Raw genomic sequence first — 24318 nt, forward strand, 5'->3', positions numbered from 1 at the left:
TCCATCCATAAGGACTGTTGGTGCGCGCTCCTTCGGCAGTGCCCTCCCTATCGCCACGCCTGGGTACGGGCAAGCAAGCCGCGGGCGATCAGCGCGTGGATAAGCTTCGCGGCGATATTTGTGTAGAAGATCATCATGCCCATGGCCGCTGCTGGCGCGATGTCGCCTGCATCGTCCATGTTTAGCACGGCGACCGAGGCAAGCTTGGTGCCCGTGGCATACAGGAAGACCACGGCCGAGACCGTCGTCATCGCATTGACGAAGAGATAGATCGCGATGTCGAGGATTGCCGGCAGGCAGACCGGCACCGTGACACGGAAGAACAAGCGGTGGAAAGGCTGCTTCAAGGAGGCGGCGACGGATTCGAATTCCGGGTCCATCTGCTTGAGCGCGGTGAGCGCCGTCAGGTGCGCGACCGTGTAGAAGTGCGTCACCGTACAGACGACGAGGATCGTCATCGTGCCGTAGATCGGGTGCAGCGGATTGGCCGGATTGTTGAAGAAGAAGATATAGGCAAGGCCGAGCACCATGCCCGGCACGGCCATGGGCATCATTGCTAGGAAATGGAAAATGCTGCGCCCGAAGCGGAAGCCATCCGCTTTCTCGACCATATAGGCGCCGGCAAAGACGACGACCGAACCGAAGAGCGCCGTCAGCAGCGCGAGCCTGATCGAGTTGGCATAGGCTGCCCAGCCACCACCGTCCATCAGGTCAAAGGCGAAGTTCTTCGCCGTCAGCGCTAGGTCGTAGGGCCAGAACTTCACGATCGCCGCGATCTGACACATCGCGATCATGCCGAGGATGAACAGGCTGACGAGGCCGGCGAAGGCGAAACAGAGTGTATCCATCCGCGCATTGCGCTTCGGCACATAGGGCACCGCGCGCGCCGAGAGCAGCGCCACCTGTCGTCTCTGCATGCGCCGATCGACCGCAAAGGCGAGCACGGCCGGCACGAGGAGGATGACGGAGACAACGGCCCCCATCTCGAAGTTCTGCTGGCCGATCACCTGCTTGTAGATATCAACGGCGAGCATGCCGTACTGGCCGCCGATCACCTTGGGCAGGCCGAAATCGGTGATGACCAGCGTGAAGACGACGAAGGCGGCCGAGACGATGCCATAGCGCGCGCCCGGCACCGTCACGGTTGTGAAGGTGCGCCATTTGCTGGCCTTGAGCGAGGCGGCGGCCTCGTAGTGCCGCGCATCGGCGATGGAGAGCGCCGTCAGGATAATGAGGAAGGCGTGCGGCAGCGTGAAAAAGACCGAGCCTATGACGATGCCGATCGGGCCATAGATGGAGTAGCCCATCAGCCAGTCCTTGAAGACGCCCTGATTGCCGAAGAGATAAACGAGCGCGATGCCCGGCAGCAGCGATGGAACGAGGATCGGAATCGTCAGGATTCCGCGGAACAGACCCTTGAGCGGCATGCAGCTTCGCGTCAGGCCATAGGCAAGCGCAAAGGCGATCGAGATCGTCACCACCGTGCTGATCGCCGCCATCAGCACCGAATTGTGGATGGACTGGGCAAGCGCGGGCGTCGAGAAATAGGTTCTGAAGTTCTCGAAGCCGAGGCTGCTTGCCGGACGCAGCACGACACGCCGAAAGGTGCCGGAATCGTATTCACGCCATGCCGTGCCCTTTTCCCGCGTGGAGCCGACGAGGAAGGCGGCATCGTCCGTCGTGCCACGAATGCGATAATGCACCGGACTGCGGAACTTGAATTCCGGGAAGAACTTCGTCGCGGCGAGCCGGCCGTCGGAATTCGTGGAAAGCTCCGTGTCCGCCACGGCGCCAAGCTCACGATTCAGTTCTGCCGCGCTGACAACCGGACCCCAGTTCGCACCCGTCTCGTCGCTCACCTGGAATTCAAAGGCGGCCAGTTCGAACCGGTAAGTCGAAAGCGATTTCGACAACATGACGAAGAGCGGAGCAGCGAGCGCGACGATGAGGTAGAGACCGATGACGGCCATGAAGCCGAGCTTGACGAGATCGTCGCGGGAGGCTTCCTGCCGAAGCCGCTTGCCAGTCAGTGGCAGGTGGGACGCTTCAAGAGCGAAGTTCATCGTCAGGCACTCCTTGGGTAGAGCAGCAGGCGTTCCCGCGGGATCTCGACCTGAATGACGCCCCCCGCCTCGATACGCAGGCGGCGGACCGCATTGACGGAGAAGTCGGCAACGAGCGTGCGTTCACCGAGCCGCGGCGCCGTCAGCCGCGTGCGCCAGAACATACCGAGGAACTCCATCTCCTGCACCTGAGCATCGATCAGATTCTGCGGCGTTGCGGGCCGGTCGACAGCATTGGCGGCATGCGCGTCGGCGCCGTGCGGGATGATGTCGACGGGGCGCACGACGGCGGTCGCCGCCTGGCCGGTCGCGAAGTCCTCGCTCGGGCAGCAGAAGGCCGAATGACCGATCTCGACCTCGCCGTCGCTCAGGACCTTTGCAGGAAACTGGTTGGTCTCGCCGATGAAATCGGCGACGAACAGGGTTTTGGGGTGGCGATAGATTTCGGAGGGCGAGCCAACCTGTTCGATGACGCCGTGGTTCATCACGACGATCCGGTCGGCCATGGCGAGCGCCTCCTCCTGGTCATGCGTGACCATGATGGTGGTGACGCCGAGTTTTCGTTGCAGTGCCTTGATCTCGTGCCGAAGGTGGACGCGAACCTTCGCGTCGAGTGCAGAGAGGGGCTCATCGAGCAGAAGCAGGCCCGGCGAGATGGCGATGGCGCGTGCAAGCGCGATGCGCTGCTGTTGGCCGCCGGAGAGTTGGGCGGGATATTTCTTGCCATGCGCCGACAGGCCGACCGTTTCCAGAAGCTCGGCGACACGCCCGGCCACCGCTGCCTTCGAACGGCCGATGTTTTCCAGGCCGAAGGCAATATTCTGCTCGATGGTGAGGTTCGGAAAGAGCGCGTAGGACTGGAAGACGATGCCGTAATCGCGCCTGGAGGCCGGCAGCGTTGAGATGTTGCGGCCATCCTGCAGGATGGTGCCTTGCGTCTGAAGGTCGAGGCCGGCAATCGCCCTGAGCAAGGTCGTCTTGCCGCAGCCCGAGGGGCCGAGGAAACAGATGAACTCGCCCTTGCCGATGTTGAGCGATATGTCGCGCAGCGCGACGAAATCGCCATAGGCCTTCCACAGATCGGTGATCTCCAGATAGGGCGTCGGCTCAGCGCCCGCCTGCTTCGCGGCGCGGTGAATGGGCGTGGGCGTCGGTTCGATCGACAGGGCATGTCTCATCTGCAAGCTCCGCTGGCTTCAGGGATTTCGGGAGAATGCGATGGGCGGAGCGCATCGGCGCCCCGCCCGGTCGATCAGGATCAGCTCTTCGGCTCCGACTTGGCGTCGTAACGCTTCTGCCATTCCTTCAGAATGGCAGTGCGGCTGTTCGCGGCCCATTCGAAGTCATTGTCGATCATCTTGGAGGAGATGTCGGAGGGCAGGTGTTCGACCGCCTTGGCGACGCCCGGATAGGCCACGACGGCATAGCCGACATTGTACATCTCGTTGGCTTCCTTGGTGATCGACCAGTCGACCAGCGTCTCGGCGGCTTCGAGGTTGGGCGTGCCGGCGATGATCGCCGTTGCCTCGGCTTCCCAGCCCGAGCCTTCCGACGGGAAGATGATGTCGATCGGCGCGCCGGCGCTCTTGGCCTTGGCGCCGGGAAACTCGAAGGAAACGCCGATCACTGCCTCGCCGGCACCCGCCATCTTGCAGGGCTTCGAGCCGGAATGGGTATAGGCGGAGATGTTCTCGTGGAGCTTATCCATATAGGCCCAGGCCTTCTCCTCGCCCCACAACTGCATCCAGCCCGAAACGTTGAGGAAGCCCGTGCCGGAGGAAGCCGGGTTCGGCATCACGATATGGCCCTTGTACTCCGGCTTCGTCAGGTCTTCCCAACTCGTCGGCGCTTTGAGGCCGAGCCTCTCGCCTTCCACCGTGTTGTAGCAGAGCGCAGCGACGTAGGCGTCCATGCCCACCCAGCCGGGCGGGGTGTCGTTATCGACGAATTTCTTGTCCAGGTCCTCGACGCCCTTGGGCTGGTAGGGCTCCAGCATGCCTTCGGCCTTGAGGAGAAGCAACGACGTGGCGGCAAGACCCCAGACCACGTCGGCCTGCGGATTGTCCTTCTCGGCGAGCAGCTTTGCCGTCATCACGCCGGTGGAGTCGCGCACCCAGTTGATCTTGATGTCGGGGTGGGCCTTTTCGAAAGTCGCCTTGTAACGATCGAGGTCGACGGCCTCGATCGCGGTGTAGACGGTGAGTTGGGTTTCAGCAAAAGCAATGGCGGGGAGCACGGCAGAAACGGCGCCGGCAAGCATAAAAAGCACGCGTCTGTTCATGATTGATGTTCTCCTCTGAAGACCTGGAAAAACCAGGAAGCGCGGCGGGCAATCTTGATGCTGCCCCTCTGTCATCGGCTTCATGAGGCATTCTGCGCAGGGCTTTTTAGTTAGTAAAATTTATTATTCTTATCATTTAGAAAGTAAAATCTATGACCTCTCTGCCGCCAAGCGAGGCGTGTGGACGGCGAACGATAAATAAGGCAGCACTTTCAACGCGACCACGATGATCAGCCGCATGGCGAGGCGGATGCACAATTTCGCGCTCGCCACGCCCACCCGTCGTGTCAACAAAAAAGGAGCCGCCAAAGGCGGCTCCCAGAGAGGTGAAACAGCGGGGGAAACGCTCACATCACCATGGCAGAGAGAATGTCTTGACGTTGGTAAAGCTCTTCATCGCCTCGATGACGCCTTCCTTGTAGCCATTGCCGGAGTCCTTGATGCCGCCGAAGGGGCTCATCTCGATGCGGTAGCCCGGCACCTCCCAGATATTGACAGTGCCGACCCTCAGCCCGGCAATGTATTTCTGCATGCGCCGGAAGTCGTTGGTGCAGACCCCGGAGGAAAGGCCGAATGCCGTCGAGTTCGACAGCGCGATAAGCGCGTCATCGTCGTCCGGCGCGCGCACGATCGGGATAATCGGCGCGAAGGTCTCCTCCATGACCAGTTCGCTCGAGTGCGGCACCCGGTCGACGACGATCGGCGGCAGCAGGGCGCCCTTGCGGCCGGGGTCGTAGAGTATCTCCGCCCCCTCTTCCGCCGCCTTGTGCACCCGTCGCTCGAACACCTCCGCCGCCCGGGCATGCACGACCGTGCCGAGTTCCGTCGCCCGGTCCATCGGATCGCCGAACTTGAGCTTCTTCGCCCGCTCCAGCACCAGAGGGACGAAGCGATCGGCGACGCTCTCCTGGCAGAGGATGCGTTTCACTGCCGTGCAGCGCTGGCCGGAATTCTTCGTGGCGCCGGCAACAGCAAGGTCCGCCGCCTTGGCGAGATCGGCGTCCGACAGGTCGTTGAGGATGATCAGCGGATCGTTGCCGCCGAGTTCCAGCACCTGACGCTTGTAGTGGGCGTTCGCCGCGATCAGCTTGCCGACCGGCACGCTGCCGGTAAAGGTGATGAGGTCGAAGTTCGGGTTGGTCATCATCTCCATCCCGACATCGCCCGGCCAGCCGGTGACGACCGAAAGCATTTCCGGCGGGAGGCCCGCCTCGTAGAGTATGTCGGCGAAGACGAGCGCCGTCATCGGCGTCAGCTCCGTCGGCTTCAGCACGACGCAATTGTTCGTTGCGACCGCCGGCGCCACCTTGTGCGCCACCATGTTGAGCGGATGATTGAAGGGTGTGATCGCCGAAATGGCGGTCAGCGGTTCGCGGGTCGTAAATATCTTGCGCGACTTGCCGTGCGGGGTGAGATCACAGGAGAAGATCTCGCCGTCGTCACGGATGCACATCTGACCGGAGAGCGTGAGCACATCGAAGGCGCGGCCGACTTCGTAGAGCGAGTCCTGCTTGGAGATGCCGAGCTCCAGCGTGATGAGGTCGGAAATCTCCTCCTTGCGGGCGACGAGCATGTCCGCCGCCCTGAGCAGGATGCGCTGGCGCTCGTAGCGCGTCAGCTTCGGCTGATAAGCCGCCGCGATTTCGAAGGCCTTGCGGGCATGCTCCGCGTTGCCGGCCGGAACGGTGCCGATGACGGCGTCGTTCCAGGGGTAGTGCACCTCGATACGCCCTTCGGTATCGACCGCCTTGCCGGCGATCCGCATGGGCTCGTGGCGAATGGCAAATGCCGTTTCCACTTTAGTCATCGTTCCCTCCCTATTGCGCCGGCTGGGCGGCTGCGACGAGCGCGTAATAGAAGGCGTCGAAGTTGCGCAGCGTGCCGGCCGTCAGAAGTTCGGGCAGCTTGCGGTTGGCGACGAAGGGCACTTCCTGCTCCGTGAGGCCGCCATGCGAGCGCAGCGGCTCGTTCAGCGCAGCAAGATCGTGCCGGTGCTCGCTGGTACCGAGCGTCTTGTTTTCGGACGAGACCAGCACGACGTCGCCGATGCGGTCGTCCGGCAGCTCGAAGCGCACGCAGGCCTCCGGGCGGGAGAGCACGACGTCAATGCCATCGATCCCCTTCAGCCGCTCGATGATCTCCTCCTTGTCAGTCCCTTCGGGCAGGTAAGCCGTAGCAAAGGAACCGAGCGCCCCGTGATGCACCACATAGGGATCGGTGATCGGCAGGATGACACGGGCCGCATCCTTGCCGAGCCATTCGTCCAGCAGGTCCTGCACATAGATGACATCCGGCGTACCGTCCGCCTTGTGCTTGGGCTTCATGCCGTGGTCGGCGGTGACGATGATCGCCGCGCCGAGGGCGTCGAGCTCGGTCAGGTACCTGTCGAACATCTCATAGAAGGAGTTCGCCTCGGGCACGCCGGGCGCGTATTTGTGCTGCACATAGTCGGTCGTCGTCAGGTACATGACGTCCGGGCGGAATTCCTTGAGCAACTTGACGCCCGCGGCGAAGACGAATTCCGAAAGGTCCGCCGAATAGACCTCCGGCACCGGACGGCCGAGCCAGGCCGAGGCATTGTCGAGGCCGTTTTCGGCCTTGGTCGACTTGTCGGCTTTCTCCGACGAGAAGCAGATCGCCCTGCCCTCGTCGAACTTGAGGCCGTGGCCGAGCAGCGCACGCAGCTTGTCCTTCGCCGTGACCACGGCAATCTTCGCGCCGGCATCGTAGAACTGCTTGAAGACGGTCGGCGCGCGCAGGAAGCGCGGATCATTCATCATCACTTCCTTGCCGGTCTGCGGTTCGTAGAGATAGTTGCCGCAGATGCCGTGAATCGCCGGCGGACGGCCGGTGGCGATGGAGAGATTGTTGGGGTTGGTGAAGCTCGGGATGACGCTCAACGCAGTGCGTTCCGTGCCCGTCATGCGGATGCGGGCAAGTGTCGGCATCAGGCCGGCCTTGATTGCCTCGTCGAGATAGGCCGGCTCGCAGCCGTCGAGGCAGATGGCGATTGCCGGGACGTTCGGCCAGGGATAGGTGCGCCGGTTGGCGGTGACGGTGATCTTGGACATCTGATTCATGGGAAATTCCTTCGTTCAGGCGGCGAGGCGGCTGCGTTCTTCAAGGGCGACGGCTGGCGGGGCGGCGCTATCGACGCCCATTTCGGCGAGCGAGCTTCGAGCGGCTTCCACCACACGGCGCATGACATGTTCGTCCATGCGGCCGATGCAGCCGACACGGAAGCTGTCGACCACGGTCAGCTTGCCGGGATAGATGATGAAGCCTTTTTCCTTCATCAGATCGTAGAAGCGATCGAAGGCGAAGGCCGGATGGGCGGGGCTGAAGAAGGTGACTATGATCGGCGACAGCCACTGATCGGAAAGCAGCGTCTCGAAACCCGCCTCGCGCATGCCGGCCACCATGACATCGCGATTGTGGGCATAACGCGCGCCACGACCGGCAACGCCGCCTTCTTCACGATGGATACGGAGCGCCTGGAGGAACGCGGCAACCACGTGGGTCGGTGGCGTGAAGCGCCACTGGCCCGTCTTGCTCATGTATTCCCACTGGGCATGCACATCGAGGCTCAGCGAGTGGCTACGACCCTTGGCCGCCTCCAGTTCGCTCTTGCGTGCGATGACGAAGCCGAAGCCCGGCACGCCCTCGATGCACTTGTTGGCGGAGGAGACGATCGCCTCGTAGCGGAAATCGGCGATGCCGGCCGGCACGGCGCCGAAGGCGCTCATCGAGTCGACGAGCAGCTTGCGACCGCGGGCGTAGACGGTGTCAGAGATTTCCTTCAGCGGATTGAGTATGCCGGAGCTGGTCTCGCAGTGGACGACGACCACATGGGTGATCGCCGGATCGGCATCGAGTGCGGCGGCGACTTCGGGACCCCGGGGCGGCATGTAGTCGCCCTTGTCGATCGTCACGCGGTCGCGGCCAAGATAGGAGAGCGTCTGGGCAATGCGCTTGCCATAGGCACCGTTCATCAGCACCAGCACCTTGCCGTCCCGCGGGACGAAGCTGCCAAGCATCGCCTCGACCGAGAACGAGCCGCTGCCCTGCATCGGCACGCAATCGAACTCGCCCTTCGTGTCACCGGCGATCTCAAGGAGCTCACGACGCAGCTGCGCGGTCATTGCCCGGAAGTCGCCATCCCACGAACCCCAGTCCTTCAGCATGACTTCCTTGACTTCATAGGCCGTTGTCAACGGGCCGGGCGTCAGCAGATAGGGCTCGCCGAGTCTCGGCGATTCCAGTGGCGCGATGGTTCTATCAGAAGCGATGTTTGGCATGGTCCGTCCTCGCGTTTGGCATGTTCGAGAAAGACAATGCGGCGGAAACACATATCTGTAAAATCGTTCTTTTGTATCAATCTATAGGGATAATTTATGCATCTAGGCTGCCGGCACCAGTCGGCTTTCCAGCAGGTCTCCGGTCTCGCGCAGTCGCGGATAGGCCATGGTCGTGACCAGCGAATTGACCTCCTTCAGCGCCCGGACGATCTCCAGATGCATGTCGCTCGACTGGATGCTCGCCGCGATACCCTGCCGAAGCCGCTCCAGGTGGCTCTTGCTGCTCTCCTCGACGAGACGGCGCACATGCTCTTTCTGCCGGACCATCTCGCGGGCGATCACAGGGTCAGGCGAGACGAGAAGATTGGCCGCGAGCCTGACATTGGAAAACACGGCAGCGTGCAGCAAGGTGAGCTCACGCCACCCCTCCTGCGAGAAGGCGCCGGCGCCATCCAGCCGCTCCTCGGCCATCTGCAGGAGGTTTTTCGCGACGACGTCGCCGGCATATTCGAGATGGATTGCCGCCTCTGTAAGCTCGATGCCCCGCCGCGATTGTTCCTCTGTCAGAACACCGCGATTGACGGCCGCGATATAGAGCTTGATCTCGCGATGCGCCCGGTGGATGTCCCCGTCGATACTGCGTAGCGCCTTCACTGTCTCCAGCGTCGGTGACTGAATGACTGCCATCACCGGATCCAGCATTCGGGCAATGAGATTGCCCATGTGCAACACCTCGCGCGCCGCGGCTGCAAGCGCCTGCGCCGGCTTGTCGATCAGCGAATGGTCGAGCGCGCTGGCATGGGCCGCAAGGTCACCCTCTGCCGGCGCCTCGGGTGTGAGGAGCCTGACGAGACGCGCCATCAGACCGCACGAGACGAGCCCGATGAGAACCAGCGCGGCATTGAAGAGCACATGCAAGTTGACGAGTTTGCCGGCGACCGTATCGCCCGGAAGCCAGACGAAGCGGGCGTGCAGCGAAAACAGAGCGAAGACCGCCGCACTGAACAACGCGCGAAAGAGAAGATTACCGAGCGGCAGGCGCCGACCTTCAACCGGAAGCCCGCGGGTCAGCCAGAGAGCGATCAGTCCCCCGCCGAGATTGACGCCGAGAACCAGGGGAATGCCAACCTCCAGCGGCACGAGCCCCTTTGCCGCAAAGGTCAGGATCAGCAGGATCGCCGCCACGCTGGAATGCAGCGCCCAGGTGAAGACCGCCGCGAGGACCATCACCGTCAGGGCATCCGTCCCCAGGAAGGCGATGGCGGAGGGCAGAAGCGGGCTTTGTGTCAGCGGCTGCGTCGCATGACCGATCATCTGGAGCGACAGCAGCAGCAGTCCGATACCGAGCACGGCGCGCCCGGCTTCGGTGATCTTGCGCATCGACGCTTTCAAATGCATGAGACCGCCGGCTGCGACGAACAGCGGCGCCAGCCAATGCAGGTCGAAGGACAGGATCTTGACGACCAGCGCCGAGCCAAGATCGGCCCCGAGAAGCACCGCCAGTCCGATATCGAGCCCGAGCGCACCGCTGATGGCGAAGCCGGCCGCAAGCATCGCGACGGCCGTCGAACTCTGCAACGCGATCGCCACCACACAACCGTAGACGGCCGCGCGTGGCCGTCCGCCGGAGCCGCCGACGGTTCGCGCGACGATGTCACCCGACGCCGTTTCGACGCCTTTTTTCACGAGACTGACGGCATAGAGCAACAGGACGGTGGCGGCGGCAAGTTCGAGGGCGACGGCCGGGAGGTTCATGGGCGCGCTCCGGAAAGAGGATGGAATCCGGAAACTATCCCTTGCCGCTTTACATAAATCAAATCGTTCGTTTTAATGAAACTATAGACGAAATCTATCTAGGATCGTTCGCATGCGTTACGTCCAGCTTCGCGCCTTCCATAACGTGGCTATCCATGGTGGCTTCTCGCGCGCGGCGGAAGCGCTCTTCCTCACGCAGCCTGCCGTCTCGGACCAGGTCCGCAAGCTTGAGGAGGAATACGACGTCCTGCTCTTCAACCGAAACAAAAAGCAGGTGACGCTGACCCAGGCGGGCCAGCAGCTGCTGGAAGTCACCCGCCGCATGTTCGACGTCGAGCAGCAGGCGCTGGACCTGCTTTCGGAGTCCCGGGCGCTTCGCGCGGGCAAGCTGCGGATCGTCGCCGACGCCGCCCACCACCTTCTGCACATACTCGCCGCCTTCCGCCGCGCCTACCCGTCGGTACAGGTCTCGATCGACTCGGGCAATACCGAGACGGTCATCACCAGCCTGCACGCCTACGAGGCGGATATCGGCGTTCTCGGCGAAATCCCGCAATCCAGCGATTTCGAGATCCTGAAACTCAACTCCACACCGATCATCGCGTTCGCGAGCCGCGACTTTCCCCTCGCCGGTCAAAAGACCGTCACCTTCGCAGATCTCGTCAAGCACCCGCTCGTCATGCGCGAACAAGGCTCCAAGACCCGCCAGAAGCTGGAGGCGATGGCCAAACAATACGGCATACCGCTGACGCCGCTGATTGAAGCTGAAGGCCGCGAGGCGGTGCGCGAGATCGTCGCGGCGGGCGGCGGCGTCGGCTTCGTTTCCTCAGCCGAGTTTGGGCAAGACAGTCGTCTGGTTCCCATTCAGATAGACGCACCGGAAATGCTCATGGACGAGGCTCTGATCTGCCTGCGCGAGCGCAGCAACGGCAAGCTCGTGAGCGCGTTTTTCAATATCGCGCGTGGGCTTGCGCCAATAGCGACATGAGCGCGGTGTTCAGGCCGACATCAAGCCGACGCGAGCCGCTATCGGCCGCGTCGAACGCAGTCTTCATGTGCGGTTAGTCCGCCCCTTGGGCCGCGTCGCCAGCACATTGCGGATCGAAAAGCTTGAATGGATGCGCAGGACGCCCGGTAGGGCCGAGAGGATTTCCTTGTGGATGCGCTCGAACTCGCCCGCATTGGCGACCTCGACCCGCAGAAGATAATCCGAACCACCCGTCATTAGAAAACACTCGCGGATTTCCGGATGTCGGCGGACCGCCGCCTCGAAACGGTCGAGATAGTCTTCCGTCTGCCGCTCCAGCGTGATGTTGATGATGACGGCAATCGTCGCCTCGACGGTCGACGTATCCACCAGCGCCGTATAGCCACGGATAACGCCGCCCTGCTCCAGCAGCTTGATCCGCCTGAGACAGGCAGACGGCGAGAGCCCGACCTCAGCCGCGAGCCTGGCATTGCTCATACGCGCGTCGAGCCGCAGGAGCCGAAGGATGTTGCGGTCGATCGCGTCCAGTGCCGTCATTGCAGATTATTCCAACTATTCGTCATTCCTTTCAAAAATCATAAATCTGCACAACGCTCAATCGCTATTTCCTCGGCAATTTCACGATCATTTCACTAGGCTCCCATCTAGATGGGGGACCGGGAATGGACAGCACGCTACAGGAAAACATGCCGGGCAGGAGCGCCAGCACGGGCGGTGCGTCTGGCTACCTGACAATCGATCTCAACGCTCTTGCCCGCAACTATGAAAGGCTAGCGGCGGAGGTTGCGCCCACGCGCGCCGCGGCCGTCGTCAAGGCCGACGCCTATGGCCTCGGCGCCGACCAGGTCACAGCAAAACTCTATGCGCGCGGCTGCCGCCATTTCTTCGTGGCTCAGTTCGTCGAGGCTCTCCGCCTGCGTCCGCGTCTTCCCGCCGACGCCACGCTCTTCGTATTGAACGGCCTCCAACCCGGTGACGAGAAGGCCTGCGCCCGGGACGGTATCGTTCCGATCATCAATTCGCTGGAACAGTGGCAGCAGTGGTCTCAGGCCGCGCGGGCACTCGGACGCCGCCTCCGCGCCGCGCTGCAATTTGATACCGGCATGTCGCGCCTCGGCGTGCCGCCGGAACACAGGGCGGCCCTTGCCGGCCTGGTGAAAGCGGACCGCGGGATCGAGGTTCTGTTCGTCATGAGCCACCTTGCATCCGCCGACGATACCACGAGCGAGCAGAACGGCGATCAACTCGCCGAGATGAACCTCGTCGCGGCCGAGTTTCCGCAGTTCGACGTCTGCTTTGCCAATTCGGGCGGCATCTTCCTCGACAAGGCCTATCATGGCGTACTCGCCCGCCCGGGCATCGCGCTCTATGGGGGCGCACCAACCACCGGCATGCCGAACCCGATGGAACCGGTCGTGCGCCTGGAGGTCGCGGTGGTCCAAACGCGCACCGTGCCGGCCGGCACACGCATCGGCTACAGCGGTACCCATGCCACGGTGTGCGAAACGCGCCTTGCCACCATCGCCGCCGGCTATGCGGACGGCCTGCCTCGCAGCCTGAGTGACCGCGGCGCGGTTTACTGCGACGGCATCCGGCTGCCCATCGTCGGGCGCGTGTCGATGGACAGCATCACCATCGACGTGTCCACCTTACCGGAAGGCCGTCTGCGCCTCGGCAGCCTCGTGGAAGTCCTCGGGCCCCACCAGACACTCGAAGGACTCGCCCGCGACGCTGGCACCATTTCCTATGAAATCCTGACGAGCCTCGGCCATCGCTACGAGCGACGGTACTGCTGATCCCCTTCTTCTTCCCCAGTGAGGACACCATGAAAGTTATCGTTCTCGGCGCCGGCATCGTCGGCGTCACGTCTGCCTACCAGCTTGCCAAGGCTGGACACGAGGTGACCGTCATCGACCGCCAACAGGGCCCGGCGCTCGAAACGAGCTTCGCCAATGCCGGCGAAGTTTCGTTCGGCTATTGCTCGCCCTGGGCGGCACCCGGTATTCCGATGAAGGCGATGAAGTGGCTGTTCATGGAGCACGCGCCGCTGATCCTGCGCCCCAAGATCGATGCCGCCATGCTGTGCTGGCTGGCGCGAATGCTCGCCAATTGCACCTCGAAGCATTACGCGATCAACAAGAGCCGCATGTTGCGGCTTGCCGACTACAGCCGCGTTTCGCTTGCGGCGCTGCGCGCCGAGACAGGCATCGCCTATGACGAGCGTATGCAGGGCACGCTGCAATTGTTCCGCACGCAGCAGCAGCTCGACGCCTCGGCCAAGGATATCAAAGCGCTCGCCGCCGATGGCATTCCTTATGAGGTGCTCGACCGCGACGGCTGCATCCGCGTAGAGCCGGCTCTAAAGCATGTCCGAGACAAGATCGTCGGCGGCCTGCTGACACCGAAGGACGAGACCGGCGACTGCTTCAAGTTCACCAATGCGCTCGCAAAGAAAGCGGAAGAGCTCGGCGTGCGCTTCGCCTACGGCACGGAAATCAAGCGGCTGGATGTCGAGGCCGGCCAGGTACGCGGCGTCGTCACCGTCAAGGAAAGACTCGCCGCCGATGCGGTCGTCGTCGCGCTCGGCAGCTATTCGCCGCTGCTGGTGCGGCCCTTCGGCATCCGCCTGCCGGTCTATCCGGTCAAAGGCTATTCGCTCACCATCCCGATCACCAACGCCTCACGTGCGCCGGAATCGACGGTGATGGACGAGACCTACAAGATTGCGATCACGCGGCTCGGCGACCGCATCCGAGTTGGTGGAATGGCGGAAATTTCTGGCTACACCAACGATCTCGGCGAGGCCCGCCGCCGCACGCTGGAACATTCCGTCACCGACCTCTTCCCGGGCGGCGACGCCGGCAAAGCCTCGTTCTGGTCCGGACTGAGGCCGATGACGCCGGACGGCACGCCGGTCATCGGACCCACGAAGATTGCTGGCCTGTTTCTCAATACCGGCCACGGGACCCTCGGCTGGACGATGAGTTCGGGCTCGGCCCGAGTCATCGCCGATCTTGTTTCCGGCCGCAAGCCAGAAATCGATGCCGCCGATTTCGCCGTCGCACGGTATGCCTGAACACTCACAACCAGACTTTAACGGAGAGTCCCGTCGGTGCTGGGATGCCATGACAACCGCCTTGAGGGGACCGAGAACGACGACGGAACGCTTCGGGGTTACGGGCACGTTAACCGTTCCCTCGTGCAGAAGGTCGTCGTTGCGCCTGCCCCTGGTCACCGACGCGCAGAACTCCCCCCTTTATGGCCCGACTGGCATCAATCTTCGCCGCGCAGGATGGGGGTATGCGGCTGGGCAAGGCGAGGTGCTGTGGGTGCGCCGAGGGCTTAGCGCATCGGCCCGAAAATCGGAATCGGTTTTCGGAAAGCACGATGCGTGGATTCAAAGACTTACAGCGTCCTTTGTGCGTCCTGAAGGACGCACGGGTCTGTCGTCGGCGTGCTGAAGCAAAAAAAGCCCCGGTGTCTTTCGACGTCGGGGGCTTTTGTGATCTGGTTGCGGGGGCCTGATCACACAGAGACCTGAAAAAATATAAAGCCGCGAGCTGGCTGTGCGGCAACAGTTTCCGCTTTTGCGCCAACAGCAACGTTGGCAGTCGGATCTGCCTAATAGCATCGGACGTGGAACAATATCGGTTAGCGCCGCCCCTTGCGCATTCGGTCGAATCTGAAATCGTCCTCCGCAGCCGTCCGGCCGCGGAAGCCGCTTCGCACTATTCAACCCGATGCCTCAGACGGCGAGTTGCGGCCGGAAGACCACATCGGCCCAGTAGTTGGCGGAAGCGAAAGTGTCGGTCGGGAACAGGCCCGCAGTGGCATTTCCACCGTATGCGTAAACGCCGTTGCCGCCGGCGGCGCCGCTTGATGGGGCAGTCAGCGGACCATTCGTGACCGCGCCGGTGAAGAAGTTGTCCGTCGCCACATAGAAGCCGGTCGTGTGGTAGGACGCGATATAGGTGGTGTTGGCGCTGATCGAGACGGGTGTCGACAGCGCAACTGTCTGCCAGCCGCTGGCCGCCGTGTTGGTGAATGTGGCGCTGGCGAGTTTGGTGCCGGTCGCGGTCCACAGGTCGAGCACGTTCTGCCCGGTGTCGCTGGAACTGCGGTAGAATTTCAGCGCCGTGATCTGGCCGGCAACGTTCGCCTGAAACTTGACGCCGACCTCGAGCTGCTGGCCGTCGTTGAGGCTTGCCTGGGCCGGCGTGGCGGATGCGCTGAACAGGCTGTAGGTCGTGGGAGCTGTCGATATGGCGATGTTGAAGGTCTCGCTGGCAGCGAGGCTGCCGAGATCGGCGGCCGTGACCCGGATCGCCAGCGTGCCGACATCGGCCGCCGTCGGCGTGCCGCTGAACGTCCGTGTCGAAGCGTTGAAGCTCAGCCAGCCGGGAAGCGGCGAGCCGTCGGCGGCGGTCGCCGTATAGGTGAGCGTGTCGCCGTCGTCGACATCGGTGAAGGTGCCGGTCGGCAGCACCAGCGAGAAGGCCGAGCCGACGGTGGCGTTCTGATTGGCGGTCTGGGCCGCGAGCACCGGCGCGTCATTGGCGCCGTGGATGGTGACGGTGAGCGTGGCCGTCGAGGTGGCGCCGGCTGCATCGCGCATCGTGTAGCTGAAGACGTCGGTCAGCGTGTTGGTCGACTGCCGCAAGGCCTGCACCGCGGCATCATTCTCGTTGACGCTGTAGGTGAAGGCGCCCGACGCATTGAGCACCAGGCTGCCATGCGCGCCGGCAAGCGCCGTGCCGAGCGTGCCGGTCGTCGTCCCGAACCGGACCGCAGTGACGGTTTTGGTGTCGCCGGCATCCGGATCGGTATCATTGGTGAGCACATTGCCGCTGGCCGGCGCCCCGCCCGTGTCGTTGAGGACGCCGCCCTTCTCGGTGGCGTCGCCGCTGTCGGCGACCGCCGTCGGCGCCGTGTTCGGCGTCGGCGTCACGGTGATGTTGAAGGTTTCGCTGGTGGCAAGGCTGCCGAGATCGGCGGCCGTGACCCGGATCGCCAACGTGCCGACATCGGCCGCCGTCGGCGTGCCGCTGAACGTCCGTGTCGAAGCGTTGAAGCTCAGCCAGCCGGGAAGCGGCGAGCCGTCGGCGGCCGTGGCCGTGTAGGCGAGCGTGTCGCCGTTGTCGACATCGGTGAAGGTGCCGGTCGGCAGCACCAGCGAGAAGGCGGTGTCGACGACGGCGTTCTGATTGGCGGTCTGGGCCGCGAGCACCGGCGCGTCATCGGCGCCGTGGATGGTCACGGTGAGCGTGGCCGTCGAGGTGGCGCCGGTTGCGTCGCGCATCGTGTAGCTGAAGACGTCGGTCAGCGTGTTGGTCGACTGCCGCAAGGCCTGCACCGCGGCATCATTCTCGTTGACGCTGTAGGTGTAGAGACCCGACGCATTGAGCACCAAGCTGCCATGCGCGCCGGCGAGCGCCGTGCCGAGCGTGCCGGTCGTCGTCCCGAACCGGACCGCAGTGACGGTTTTGGTGTCGCCGGCATCCGGATCGGTATCATTGGTGAGCACATTGCCGCTGGCCGGCGCCCCGCCTGATCCGTTGGCGACGCCGCCCCTCTCGGTCGCGTCGCCCGTATCTGCAACCGCCGTCGGCGTGGTGTTCGGCGTCGCCGGCCTGAAGACCACATCGGCCCAATAGTTGGTGGCGCTGGAAGTCCTATTCGGGAAGACGCCGTTGGTGCTGCTGCCACCATAGCGGAAGACGCCATTGCCACTGGCCGGCGCCGTCAGCGGGCCGCTCGTGACGGCGCTTGTGAAGTAGTTGGTTGTCGCCACGTAGAAGCCGGTCGTGTGGTAGGACGCGACATAGTTGGTGTTGGCGCTGATCGAGACGGGTGTCGACAGGGCAACTGTCTGCCAGCCGCTGGCCGCCGTGTTGGTGAATGTGGCGCTGGCGAGTTTGGTGCCGGTCGCGGTCCACAGGTCGAGCACGTTCTGCCCGGTGTCGCTGGCGCTGCGGTAGAATTTCAGCGCCGTGATCTGGCCGGCAACGTTCGCCTGGAACTTGACGCCGACCTCGAGCTGCCGGCCGTCGTTGAGGCTTGCCTGGGCCGGCGTGGCGGATGCGCTGAACAGGCTGTAGGTCGTGGGAGCTGTCGATATGGCGATGTTGAAGGTCTCGCTGGCAGCGAGGCTGCCGAGATCGGCGGCCGTGACCCGGATCGCCAGCGTGCCGACATCGGCCGCCGTCGGCGTGCCGCTGAACGTCCGTGTCGAAGCGTTGAAGCTCAGCCAGCCGGGAAGCGGCGAGCCGTCGGCGGCGGTCGCCGTATAGGTGAGCGTGTCGCCGTCGTCGACATCGGTGAAGGTGCCGGTCGGCAGCACCAGCGAGAAGGCCGAGCCGACGGTGGCGTTCTGATTGGCGGTCTGGGCCGCGAGCACCGGCGCGTCATTGGCGCCGTGGATGGTGACGGTGAGCGTGGCCGTCGAGGTGGCGCCGGCTGCATCGCGCATCGTGTAGCTGAAGACGTCGGTCAGCGTGTTGGTCGACTGCCGCAAGGCCTGCACCGCGGCATCATTCTCGTTGACGCTGTAGGTGAAGGCGCCCGACGCATTGAGCACCAGGCTGCCATGCGCGCCGGCAAGCGCCGTGCCGAGCGTGCCGGTCGTCGTCCCGAACCGGACCGCAGTGACGGTTTTGGTGTCGCCGGCATCCGGATCGGTATCATTGGTGAGCACATTGCCGCTGGCCGGCGCCCCGCCCGTGTCGTTGAGGACGCCGCCCTTCTCGGTGGCGTCGCCGCTGTCGGCGACCGCCGTCGGCGCCGTGTTCGGCGTCGGCGTCACGGTGATGTTGAAGGTTTCGCTGGTGGCAAGGCTGCCGAGATCGGCGGCCGTGACCCGGATCGCCAACGTGCCGACATCGGCCGCCGTCGGCGTGCCGCTGAACGTCCGTGTCGAAGCGTTGAAGCTCAGCCAGCCGGGAAGCGGCGAGCCGCCGGCGGCCGTGGCCGTGTAGGCGAGCGTGTCGCCGTTGTCGACATCGGTGAAGGTGCCGGTCGGCAGCACCAGCGAGAAGGCGGTGTCGACGACGGCGTTCTGATTGGCGGTCTGGGCCGCGAGCACCGGCGCGTCATTGGCGCCGTGGATGGTCACGGTGAGCGTGGCCGTCGAGGTGGCGCCGGTTGCGTCGCGCATCGTGTAGCTGAAGACGTCGGTCAGCGTGTTGGTCGACTGCCGCAAGGCCTGCACCGCGGCATCATTCTCGTTGACGCTGTAGGTGTAGAGACCCGACGCATTGAGCACCAAGCTGCCATGCGCGCCGGCGAGCGCCGTGCCGAGCGTGCCGGTCGTCGTCCCGAACCGGACCGCAGTGACGGTTTTGGTGTCGCCGGCATCCGGATCGGTATCGTTGGTGAGCACATTGCCGCTGGCCGGCGCCCCGCCTGATCCGTTGGCGACGCCGCCCTTCTCCGTGGCGTCGCCCGTATCTGCAACCGCCGTCGGCGCCGAATTTGCCGACGCCGGATTGAATAAGACGTCGACCCAGTAGTTCTCGGCGTTGAAGGTGCTGCTGGGGAAGGCGCTGGCCGAATTGTAGGTGTAGACACCGGCATTCGCCGGCGCGGTTAGCGGTCCATTTGACACGGGAGACGCGAAATAGTTCCCCGTTGCCGTATAGTGTCCGTAGTTGGTGTGATACGAGACCACATATGTCGTGCCAGCGGTGATTGCGACCGGGTTGGAAAAGCTCGCCGCCTGCCAGCCTACCCCTGACTCGTTGGTGAAGGTGACCGTCGCCAGCCTGGTTCCTGTGCTCGACCAGAGCGACCCCGTATGTGGCCCGATGTTCAAGTCGCTCTTGTAGTACCGCACCCCCGTCACGGTGCCGGCCACTGAGGATTGGAACTTCATTCCCACTTCGATCGGCTTGGCATCGGCATCCGGCACGATGGGCGGGATGGCCGAAACGGGAAAGAAGTTGTTGCCGGTGATGGTCACAGTGCGGCCGGCACCGGGGATCTCCAGATTGAGGCTGTCGTCCACCGCCCGAGTTTTGATGGTGAACGTGCCCGCTCTCGGCGCGACCCAGCTGTATGACCAGGTCTCGTCTCCCACCGCCCGGTGCCAGGTCGTGCCGCCATCGGCCGAGACCTCAACCGCAGCGACAACACCACCGACGTCGGAGGCCGTTCCGCTGATCGTGACGGCGTTGCCCACCTTCAGGGCAGTTCCATCATTCGGGGCGGTGATGGATGACACCGGCCTTGTGGTGTCCGTCGACTGTGTTGCCGGCACCAGTCCGGCTTCCAACGTGCCAGGCTGGATTCCCATATCGGCGAGCAGGTTGACCATCGCCTGCTTGACCCGCGGGTCGACCGGGGTGGCCTCCAGATCATGGTTCTCATCGAGCCCCCACGCCCAGTAAACCGTGCCGGCGCCGAACACCAAGGCGCCGCTAGGCGCTCGGTAAAGCGTTAGATTGTGGGTCGCGGTGGCCGCCCCGGTGCCGGTGCCGTAATCGAGCAGATATTCGTTCACGGGCAAGGTTGTCGACGACAGTTCGATGAGTCCGGCGGGACGGAACCCATTGTCGGGCGACTCATCCCATTCATATCCGAGATAGTTTCGCTCGAGGGTGGCCGTCTGGCCCGGTTGCAGGTTTGCCACGCTGGTATCGCGCCAGAAGCGCAGATTGGCGTCATCATACGGGATTGTGATCGCATCGCTCCGGTACGAGTCAACCTGGAACATGGTGCCAGTCAGGGCATTTTCCGGCCGCCCTCCCCCGACCGCCGTTGGCGAGACGAATCGCGGATCCCGGTAGGTTCCGGTCCATTGATTATCCGGATCAATGGGGCCGGCCCTTGTCTCCTTGTAGCATACCAGGGTGCGATACGCTTGGGCGCCGGCACTGATGCTGGGAGCGAAGCGCGTCTCCCAGTAGACCTCGTTGCCGCTCCAGAAGCAGAGGTTCACACCAGCATCCCGCGCTGCCTCGACGTTGGCGCGCTGTTGCCCCGACCAATACTCATCGTGACCGACGCTCAGAAACATCTTGTGGTTCTGGATCAGGCTGCCGAGGCGATCGGAGTCCATTCCAGCCATATAGGAAACGTCATAGCCGTTCTTCTCCAGCCACCGGATGGCCGGGTACTCGACACCGAAGATATAATCCTGCGGCCCAGCCGCGAGGCCGCCGCCCCTCGTGGTGATCGGGCGATTGTAGCTAACCGCATATGCGCGCCCTGGGGCGGAATCGGTCGCCGGCCCGTTGCCCTGATACAGGTTGGCCCCGCCCCAAGGGTTGTAAGCCTGCCAGGTCTCATCCGAGGTTTGGAAGAGGATGTCGCTGTGGCTGCTGTCGTCGCGCACAATGAAAGGGATGTGGTTCTGGCCAGCGGTTCCGTCCTGGCGCACGAGCTTGGCGAAGTAGATCCCCGACGCTGCGTCGGCCGGAATTGCCCAGGACGCTGAAACCGACCAGTTGCCGGCGTCGACCAAACCGGTTGTGCTGTCGCGCAATGGCGTAGGCTGGTTCTGGATGCCAGTATGCTGAATAGTGGCAACCTTGCGAGCTCCCATGCCGCCGTAATAGCCGAGGCGATAGATGTCGATGCGGTAGTTGCTGGAATTCGTATTGATCTTGAAGCTGACGGTCTGGCCGCGATTGACGCTGATATCGGTAGCGAAGCCCTCGATATTCGAGCTACCGGCGCCGTCGATGCCCCACTCACTCTCCGGATTGCCGGGTTTCTGGTTCTCGAGAACGATCGGATTGGTCGCTGCCGCGACCGCGACGATATTTTGCGAGGTGCCGGGGGCAACCGCCGCCCTGGTGACCGGGCCGGGCAATAAGCCGATCCCCGTCATCGTTCCGGCGGCCTCCCGGCTTCCGTGCAACCGTTCCTTCCAACCTGCCAATGGGACCACGTTCCGTAATAGTAACGGATCGCTGGTCGAAGCGCCTAAGATGCCGTGACCGCTCGGCACATAGTCCGCTTCGACGCTCAGCCTTGTACCCGGCACTTGACCCTCTGCCTGGAGGACGTTGAGGGGGGTGGCTTCGGGCACGGCAACCGGCAAAAATCCTGCAGGCACGGAAGATCCCACAATGTCTGTAGTGGCCGAAGGGGTCGTCGCCTGGATCACCATAATGTTTGAAGTCGGTGACTCGGAAGCCACGAAAGGCGTTCTTGCCTCCGGCGCCGTGTGCACGTGACTTTGCAGGGGAGACCGGTCGCGGGGATGGTTGATGCCCCCGGCAGACGTCAGCAGCAACGCTGCCCTGAATGAATCGGTGCTCGGCGCCACTGCACCGCGCCCCGTTGCAGCAGCGCCCACCAGCGACAGCGACGCGTAATCGACATCGACCTGCCCGCAGGCCTCGGAGATAAGACCCCCGCGTAGGCTGCGGTGGTGGCCATTGTCCCGTGCCGTATCGTCTAGGACGCCGCGCTCATTCCGCAGCGCGATGGCCATAGCCGGAGCGAGCTGCGAATTCCCATCGCTCTCGCGTGTGGCGCTGCGCGACCTCGCCTTGACGTCGACGGCCAGCCACCTGAGAACCGACGAATCTGAGAGAATTGAACGGAGATCCCACCAGCGATCATCACCACGCATGAGATGACCCTTTGCGAAACTGTTAAAGCCGCGCGTCAAGATCCAATACAAGATCGCCTTTGCGTGCACGTGCCACACGGAAGAATAGCTGAAACTGCAATAAATATACCGTAGCTATTTCGATCGAGATCAAACGATCAATTACCGTAAGAAGGTGATCGAGTTCAGCCGCTTTATTTGGAAAAGCAGGCGAAAGAGCCATCCCCCGAAGGTACTGGCGGTAGGACAGACAAGAGAGCCAGGATCGCGAGCATTGTGGCCGCGGTGGAGGCGACGACGTTCACGCTTTTGATGCGACACGCGTATCCGGAGAGGAGGTTCCTGCGCTCGTCTGCGAGCACAAAAACAAAAGCTCCTCGACGCTTACGCGGAGGAGCTTTTGAGCAAATATCCCGAGTGAGAGAATTTGCAAGTGTCATTGGTTGCGGGGGCAGGATTTGAACCTGCGGCCTTCAGGTTATGAGCCTGACGAGCTACCGGGCTGCTCCACCCCGCGTTATCTGCGTTTTGGTTCGGTGTTGTTTTGGCCGTTTGTCGGCGTTTGTGCGAGAAGACGTTTTGATTGTTTTGCTTGCGTTTTGCAGACCTGGCAGCGACCTACTCTCCCGCGTCTTAAGACGAAGTACCATCGGCGCTGGGGCGTTTCACGGCCGTGTTCGGAATGGGAACGGGTGCAGCCACCCCGCCAGAACCACCAGGTCGGCAAAGCGCAAGCTTGAGCCTTGCGATGCGGGCTCAATCTTGCTCTTTGCTGGCGCGGCTAAGCTTATCCTTCTCGCTGGTCGCTCGAAGGGCAGCCGCGCTGGCCATACGGCTCCCTCTGGTTAGGGAGGCTGTGTGGCCTGGAGCAAGTTTCACATGCATGGCATGGCAAACTTTAATCGAGAAGCTGGTGAAGCGATTGCTTCGTTTTGAACACGTCTTTGCGTCTTATCCGGACAATTCCAGCAGCCGGCAGAGCCGAGCCGCCGGGCGTCCGGCGCGCCGTCCGCAGCGCCTTTGGCGCGTGAGGACAGAAGAATGATGCTCATCTTCGATGAGCATAAGCAATGGGAACGATCAAGCCGATCGAACGATTAGTACCGGTAAGCTTCATGCGTTGCCGCACTTCCACACCCGGCCTATCAACGTGGTCGTCTTCCACGGTTCTCAAGGGAATACTCGTTTTCAGGTGGGTTTCCCGCTTAGATGCCTTCAGCGGTTATCCCTTCCATATATAGCTACCCTGCTATGCCCTTGGCAGGACAACAGGTCCACCAGAGATATGTCCATCCCGGTCCTCTCGTACTAGGGACAGATCCTGTCAATATTCCTACACCCACGGCAGATAGGGACCGAACTGTCTCACGACGTTCTGAACCCAGCTCACGTACCGCTTTAATTGGCGAACAGCCAAACCCTTGGGACCTGCTCCAGCCCCAGGATGCGATGAGCCGACATCGAGGTGCCAAACAACCCCGTCGATATGGACTCTTGGGGGTCATCAGCCTGTTATCCCCGGCGTACCTTTTATCCGTTGAGCGATGGCCCTTCCACGCGGGACCACCGGATCACTATGACCGACTTTCGTCTCTGCTCGACTTGTCAGTCTCGCAGTCAGGCGGGCTTATGCCATTGCACTCGACGAGCGATTTCCGACCGCTCTGAGCCCACCATCGCGCGCCTCCGTTACTCTTTCGGAGGCGACCGCCCCAGTCAAACTACCCACCATACACTGTCCCGGATCCGGATGACGGACCGCGGTTAGACATCCATGACGATAAGGGTGGTATTTCAAGGATGGCTCCACAGGAACTGGCGTCCCTGCTTCAAAGCCTACCACCTATCCTACACATGCCGACACGAATGCCAGTGTAAAGCTATAGTAAAGGTGCACGGGGTCTTTCCGTCTGACCGCAGGAACCCCGCATCTTCACGGGGAATTCAATTTCACTGAGTCTGCGTTGGAGACAGCGGGGAAGTCGTTACGCCATTCGTGCAGGTCGGAACTTACCCGACAAGGAATTTCGCTACCTTAGGACCGTTATAGTTACGGCCGCCGTTTACTGGGGCTTCGATTCAGAGCTTGCACCCCTCCTCTTAACCTTCCAGCACCGGGCAGGCGTCAGACCCTATACGTCGTCTTGCGACTTCGCAGAGCCCTGTGTTTTTGATAAACAGTCGCTACCCCCTGGTCTGTGCCACCCCATCATGGTTGCCCACAATGAGGTCACGCTTCTTCCGAAGTTACGCGTGCAATTTGCCGAGTTCCTTCAACGCAGTTCTCTCAAGCGCCTTGGTATACTCTACCTGACCACCTGTGTCGGTTTCGGGTACGGTCTATACGGTGGAGCTATTTCCCGGGACCGCGTCCA

General features: G+C 62.7%; 12 protein-coding genes, 1 tRNA gene and 2 rRNA genes (1 of these 15 only partly in view). 3 read left to right on the plus strand and 12 right to left on the minus strand.

The genetic code is table 11. The features are described 5' to 3' along the window. Positions 1–47 precede the first annotated feature (47 nt). The 7 genes from FKV68_RS16475 to FKV68_RS16505 all read right to left on the minus strand — a co-directional run bounded on the left by FKV68_RS16475 (position 48) and on the right by FKV68_RS16505 (position 10397). Positions 48–2063 (minus strand): putative 2-aminoethylphosphonate ABC transporter permease subunit, encoded by a 2016-nt coding sequence (locus tag FKV68_RS16475; RefSeq protein WP_180938888.1) that lies wholly within the window; start codon positions 2061–2063, stop codon positions 48–50. Between the two features lie 2 nt (positions 2064–2065). Further along, positions 2066–3241, minus strand: a complete 1176-nt coding sequence (locus tag FKV68_RS16480) for a putative 2-aminoethylphosphonate ABC transporter ATP-binding protein (RefSeq protein ID WP_180938889.1) — start codon at positions 3239–3241, stop codon at positions 2066–2068. A gap of 80 nt (positions 3242–3321) precedes the next feature. Then, a complete protein-coding gene (locus FKV68_RS16485; protein ID WP_180938890.1) occupies positions 3322–4344 on the minus strand; it encodes a putative 2-aminoethylphosphonate ABC transporter substrate-binding protein in 1023 nt (340 codons plus the stop codon). 352 nt (positions 4345–4696) lie between these two features. Continuing rightward, entirely contained in the window at positions 4697–6151 is a 1455-nt protein-coding gene (gene phnY / locus FKV68_RS16490) for a phosphonoacetaldehyde dehydrogenase (protein ID WP_180938891.1), read from the minus strand. A 10-nt stretch (positions 6152–6161) separates the two neighbouring features. Continuing rightward, positions 6162–7424: a phosphonoacetate hydrolase gene (phnA, locus tag FKV68_RS16495; RefSeq protein WP_180938892.1), complete on the minus strand. Its 1263-nt coding sequence runs from the start codon at positions 7422–7424 to the stop codon at positions 6162–6164. Between the two features lie 15 nt (positions 7425–7439). After that, positions 7440–8642: a 2-aminoethylphosphonate--pyruvate transaminase gene (locus FKV68_RS16500; RefSeq protein WP_180938893.1), complete on the minus strand. Its 1203-nt coding sequence runs from the start codon at positions 8640–8642 to the stop codon at positions 7440–7442. A gap of 102 nt (positions 8643–8744) precedes the next feature. Further along, complete coding sequence (locus tag FKV68_RS16505) at positions 8745–10397, minus strand: Na/Pi cotransporter family protein (RefSeq protein WP_180938894.1); 1653 nt, start codon at positions 10395–10397, stop codon at positions 8745–8747. Between the two features lie 112 nt (positions 10398–10509). Between FKV68_RS16505 and FKV68_RS16510 the strand changes: the two genes are divergently transcribed. Then, positions 10510–11385 carry a LysR substrate-binding domain-containing protein gene (locus tag FKV68_RS16510; protein ID WP_180938895.1) on the plus strand — a complete coding sequence of 292 codons (876 nt, stop codon included), beginning with the start codon at positions 10510–10512 and terminating at the stop codon, positions 11383–11385. Between the two features lie 63 nt (positions 11386–11448). Here the strand turns inward: FKV68_RS16510 and FKV68_RS16515 are convergent, their stop codons facing one another. Next, positions 11449–11922, minus strand: a complete 474-nt coding sequence (locus tag FKV68_RS16515) for an Lrp/AsnC family transcriptional regulator (protein ID WP_180938896.1) — start codon at positions 11920–11922, stop codon at positions 11449–11451. 125 nt (positions 11923–12047) lie between these two features. Between FKV68_RS16515 and alr the strand changes: the two genes are divergently transcribed. Then, positions 12048–13181, plus strand: coding sequence for an alanine racemase (gene alr, locus FKV68_RS16520; RefSeq protein WP_180938897.1), 1134 nt, complete (start codon positions 12048–12050; stop codon positions 13179–13181). Positions 13182–13210: 29 nt separating this feature from the next. Further along, entirely contained in the window at positions 13211–14461 is a 1251-nt protein-coding gene (locus FKV68_RS16525; protein ID WP_180938898.1) for a D-amino acid dehydrogenase, read from the plus strand. Between the two features lie 669 nt (positions 14462–15130). Here the strand turns inward: FKV68_RS16525 and FKV68_RS16530 are convergent. The 4 genes from FKV68_RS16530 to FKV68_RS16545 all read right to left on the minus strand — a co-directional run. Further along, on the minus strand, positions 15131–21964 hold the full coding sequence (locus tag FKV68_RS16530; protein ID WP_180938899.1) for a DUF4082 domain-containing protein: 6834 nt from the start codon (positions 21962–21964) through the stop codon (positions 15131–15133). A 419-nt stretch (positions 21965–22383) separates the two neighbouring features. Continuing rightward, positions 22384–22460, minus strand: a tRNA-Met gene (locus tag FKV68_RS16535). 88 nt (positions 22461–22548) lie between these two features. After that, positions 22549–22663, minus strand: a 5S ribosomal RNA gene (rrf, locus tag FKV68_RS16540). Positions 22664–23019: 356 nt separating this feature from the next. Then, positions 23020–24318, minus strand: a 23S ribosomal RNA gene (locus FKV68_RS16545); it runs 1643 nt beyond the window's last position.

This window comes from Sinorhizobium mexicanum (assembly GCF_013488225.1).
In the GTDB taxonomy this organism is placed as follows: domain Bacteria; phylum Pseudomonadota; class Alphaproteobacteria; order Rhizobiales; family Rhizobiaceae; genus Sinorhizobium; species Sinorhizobium mexicanum.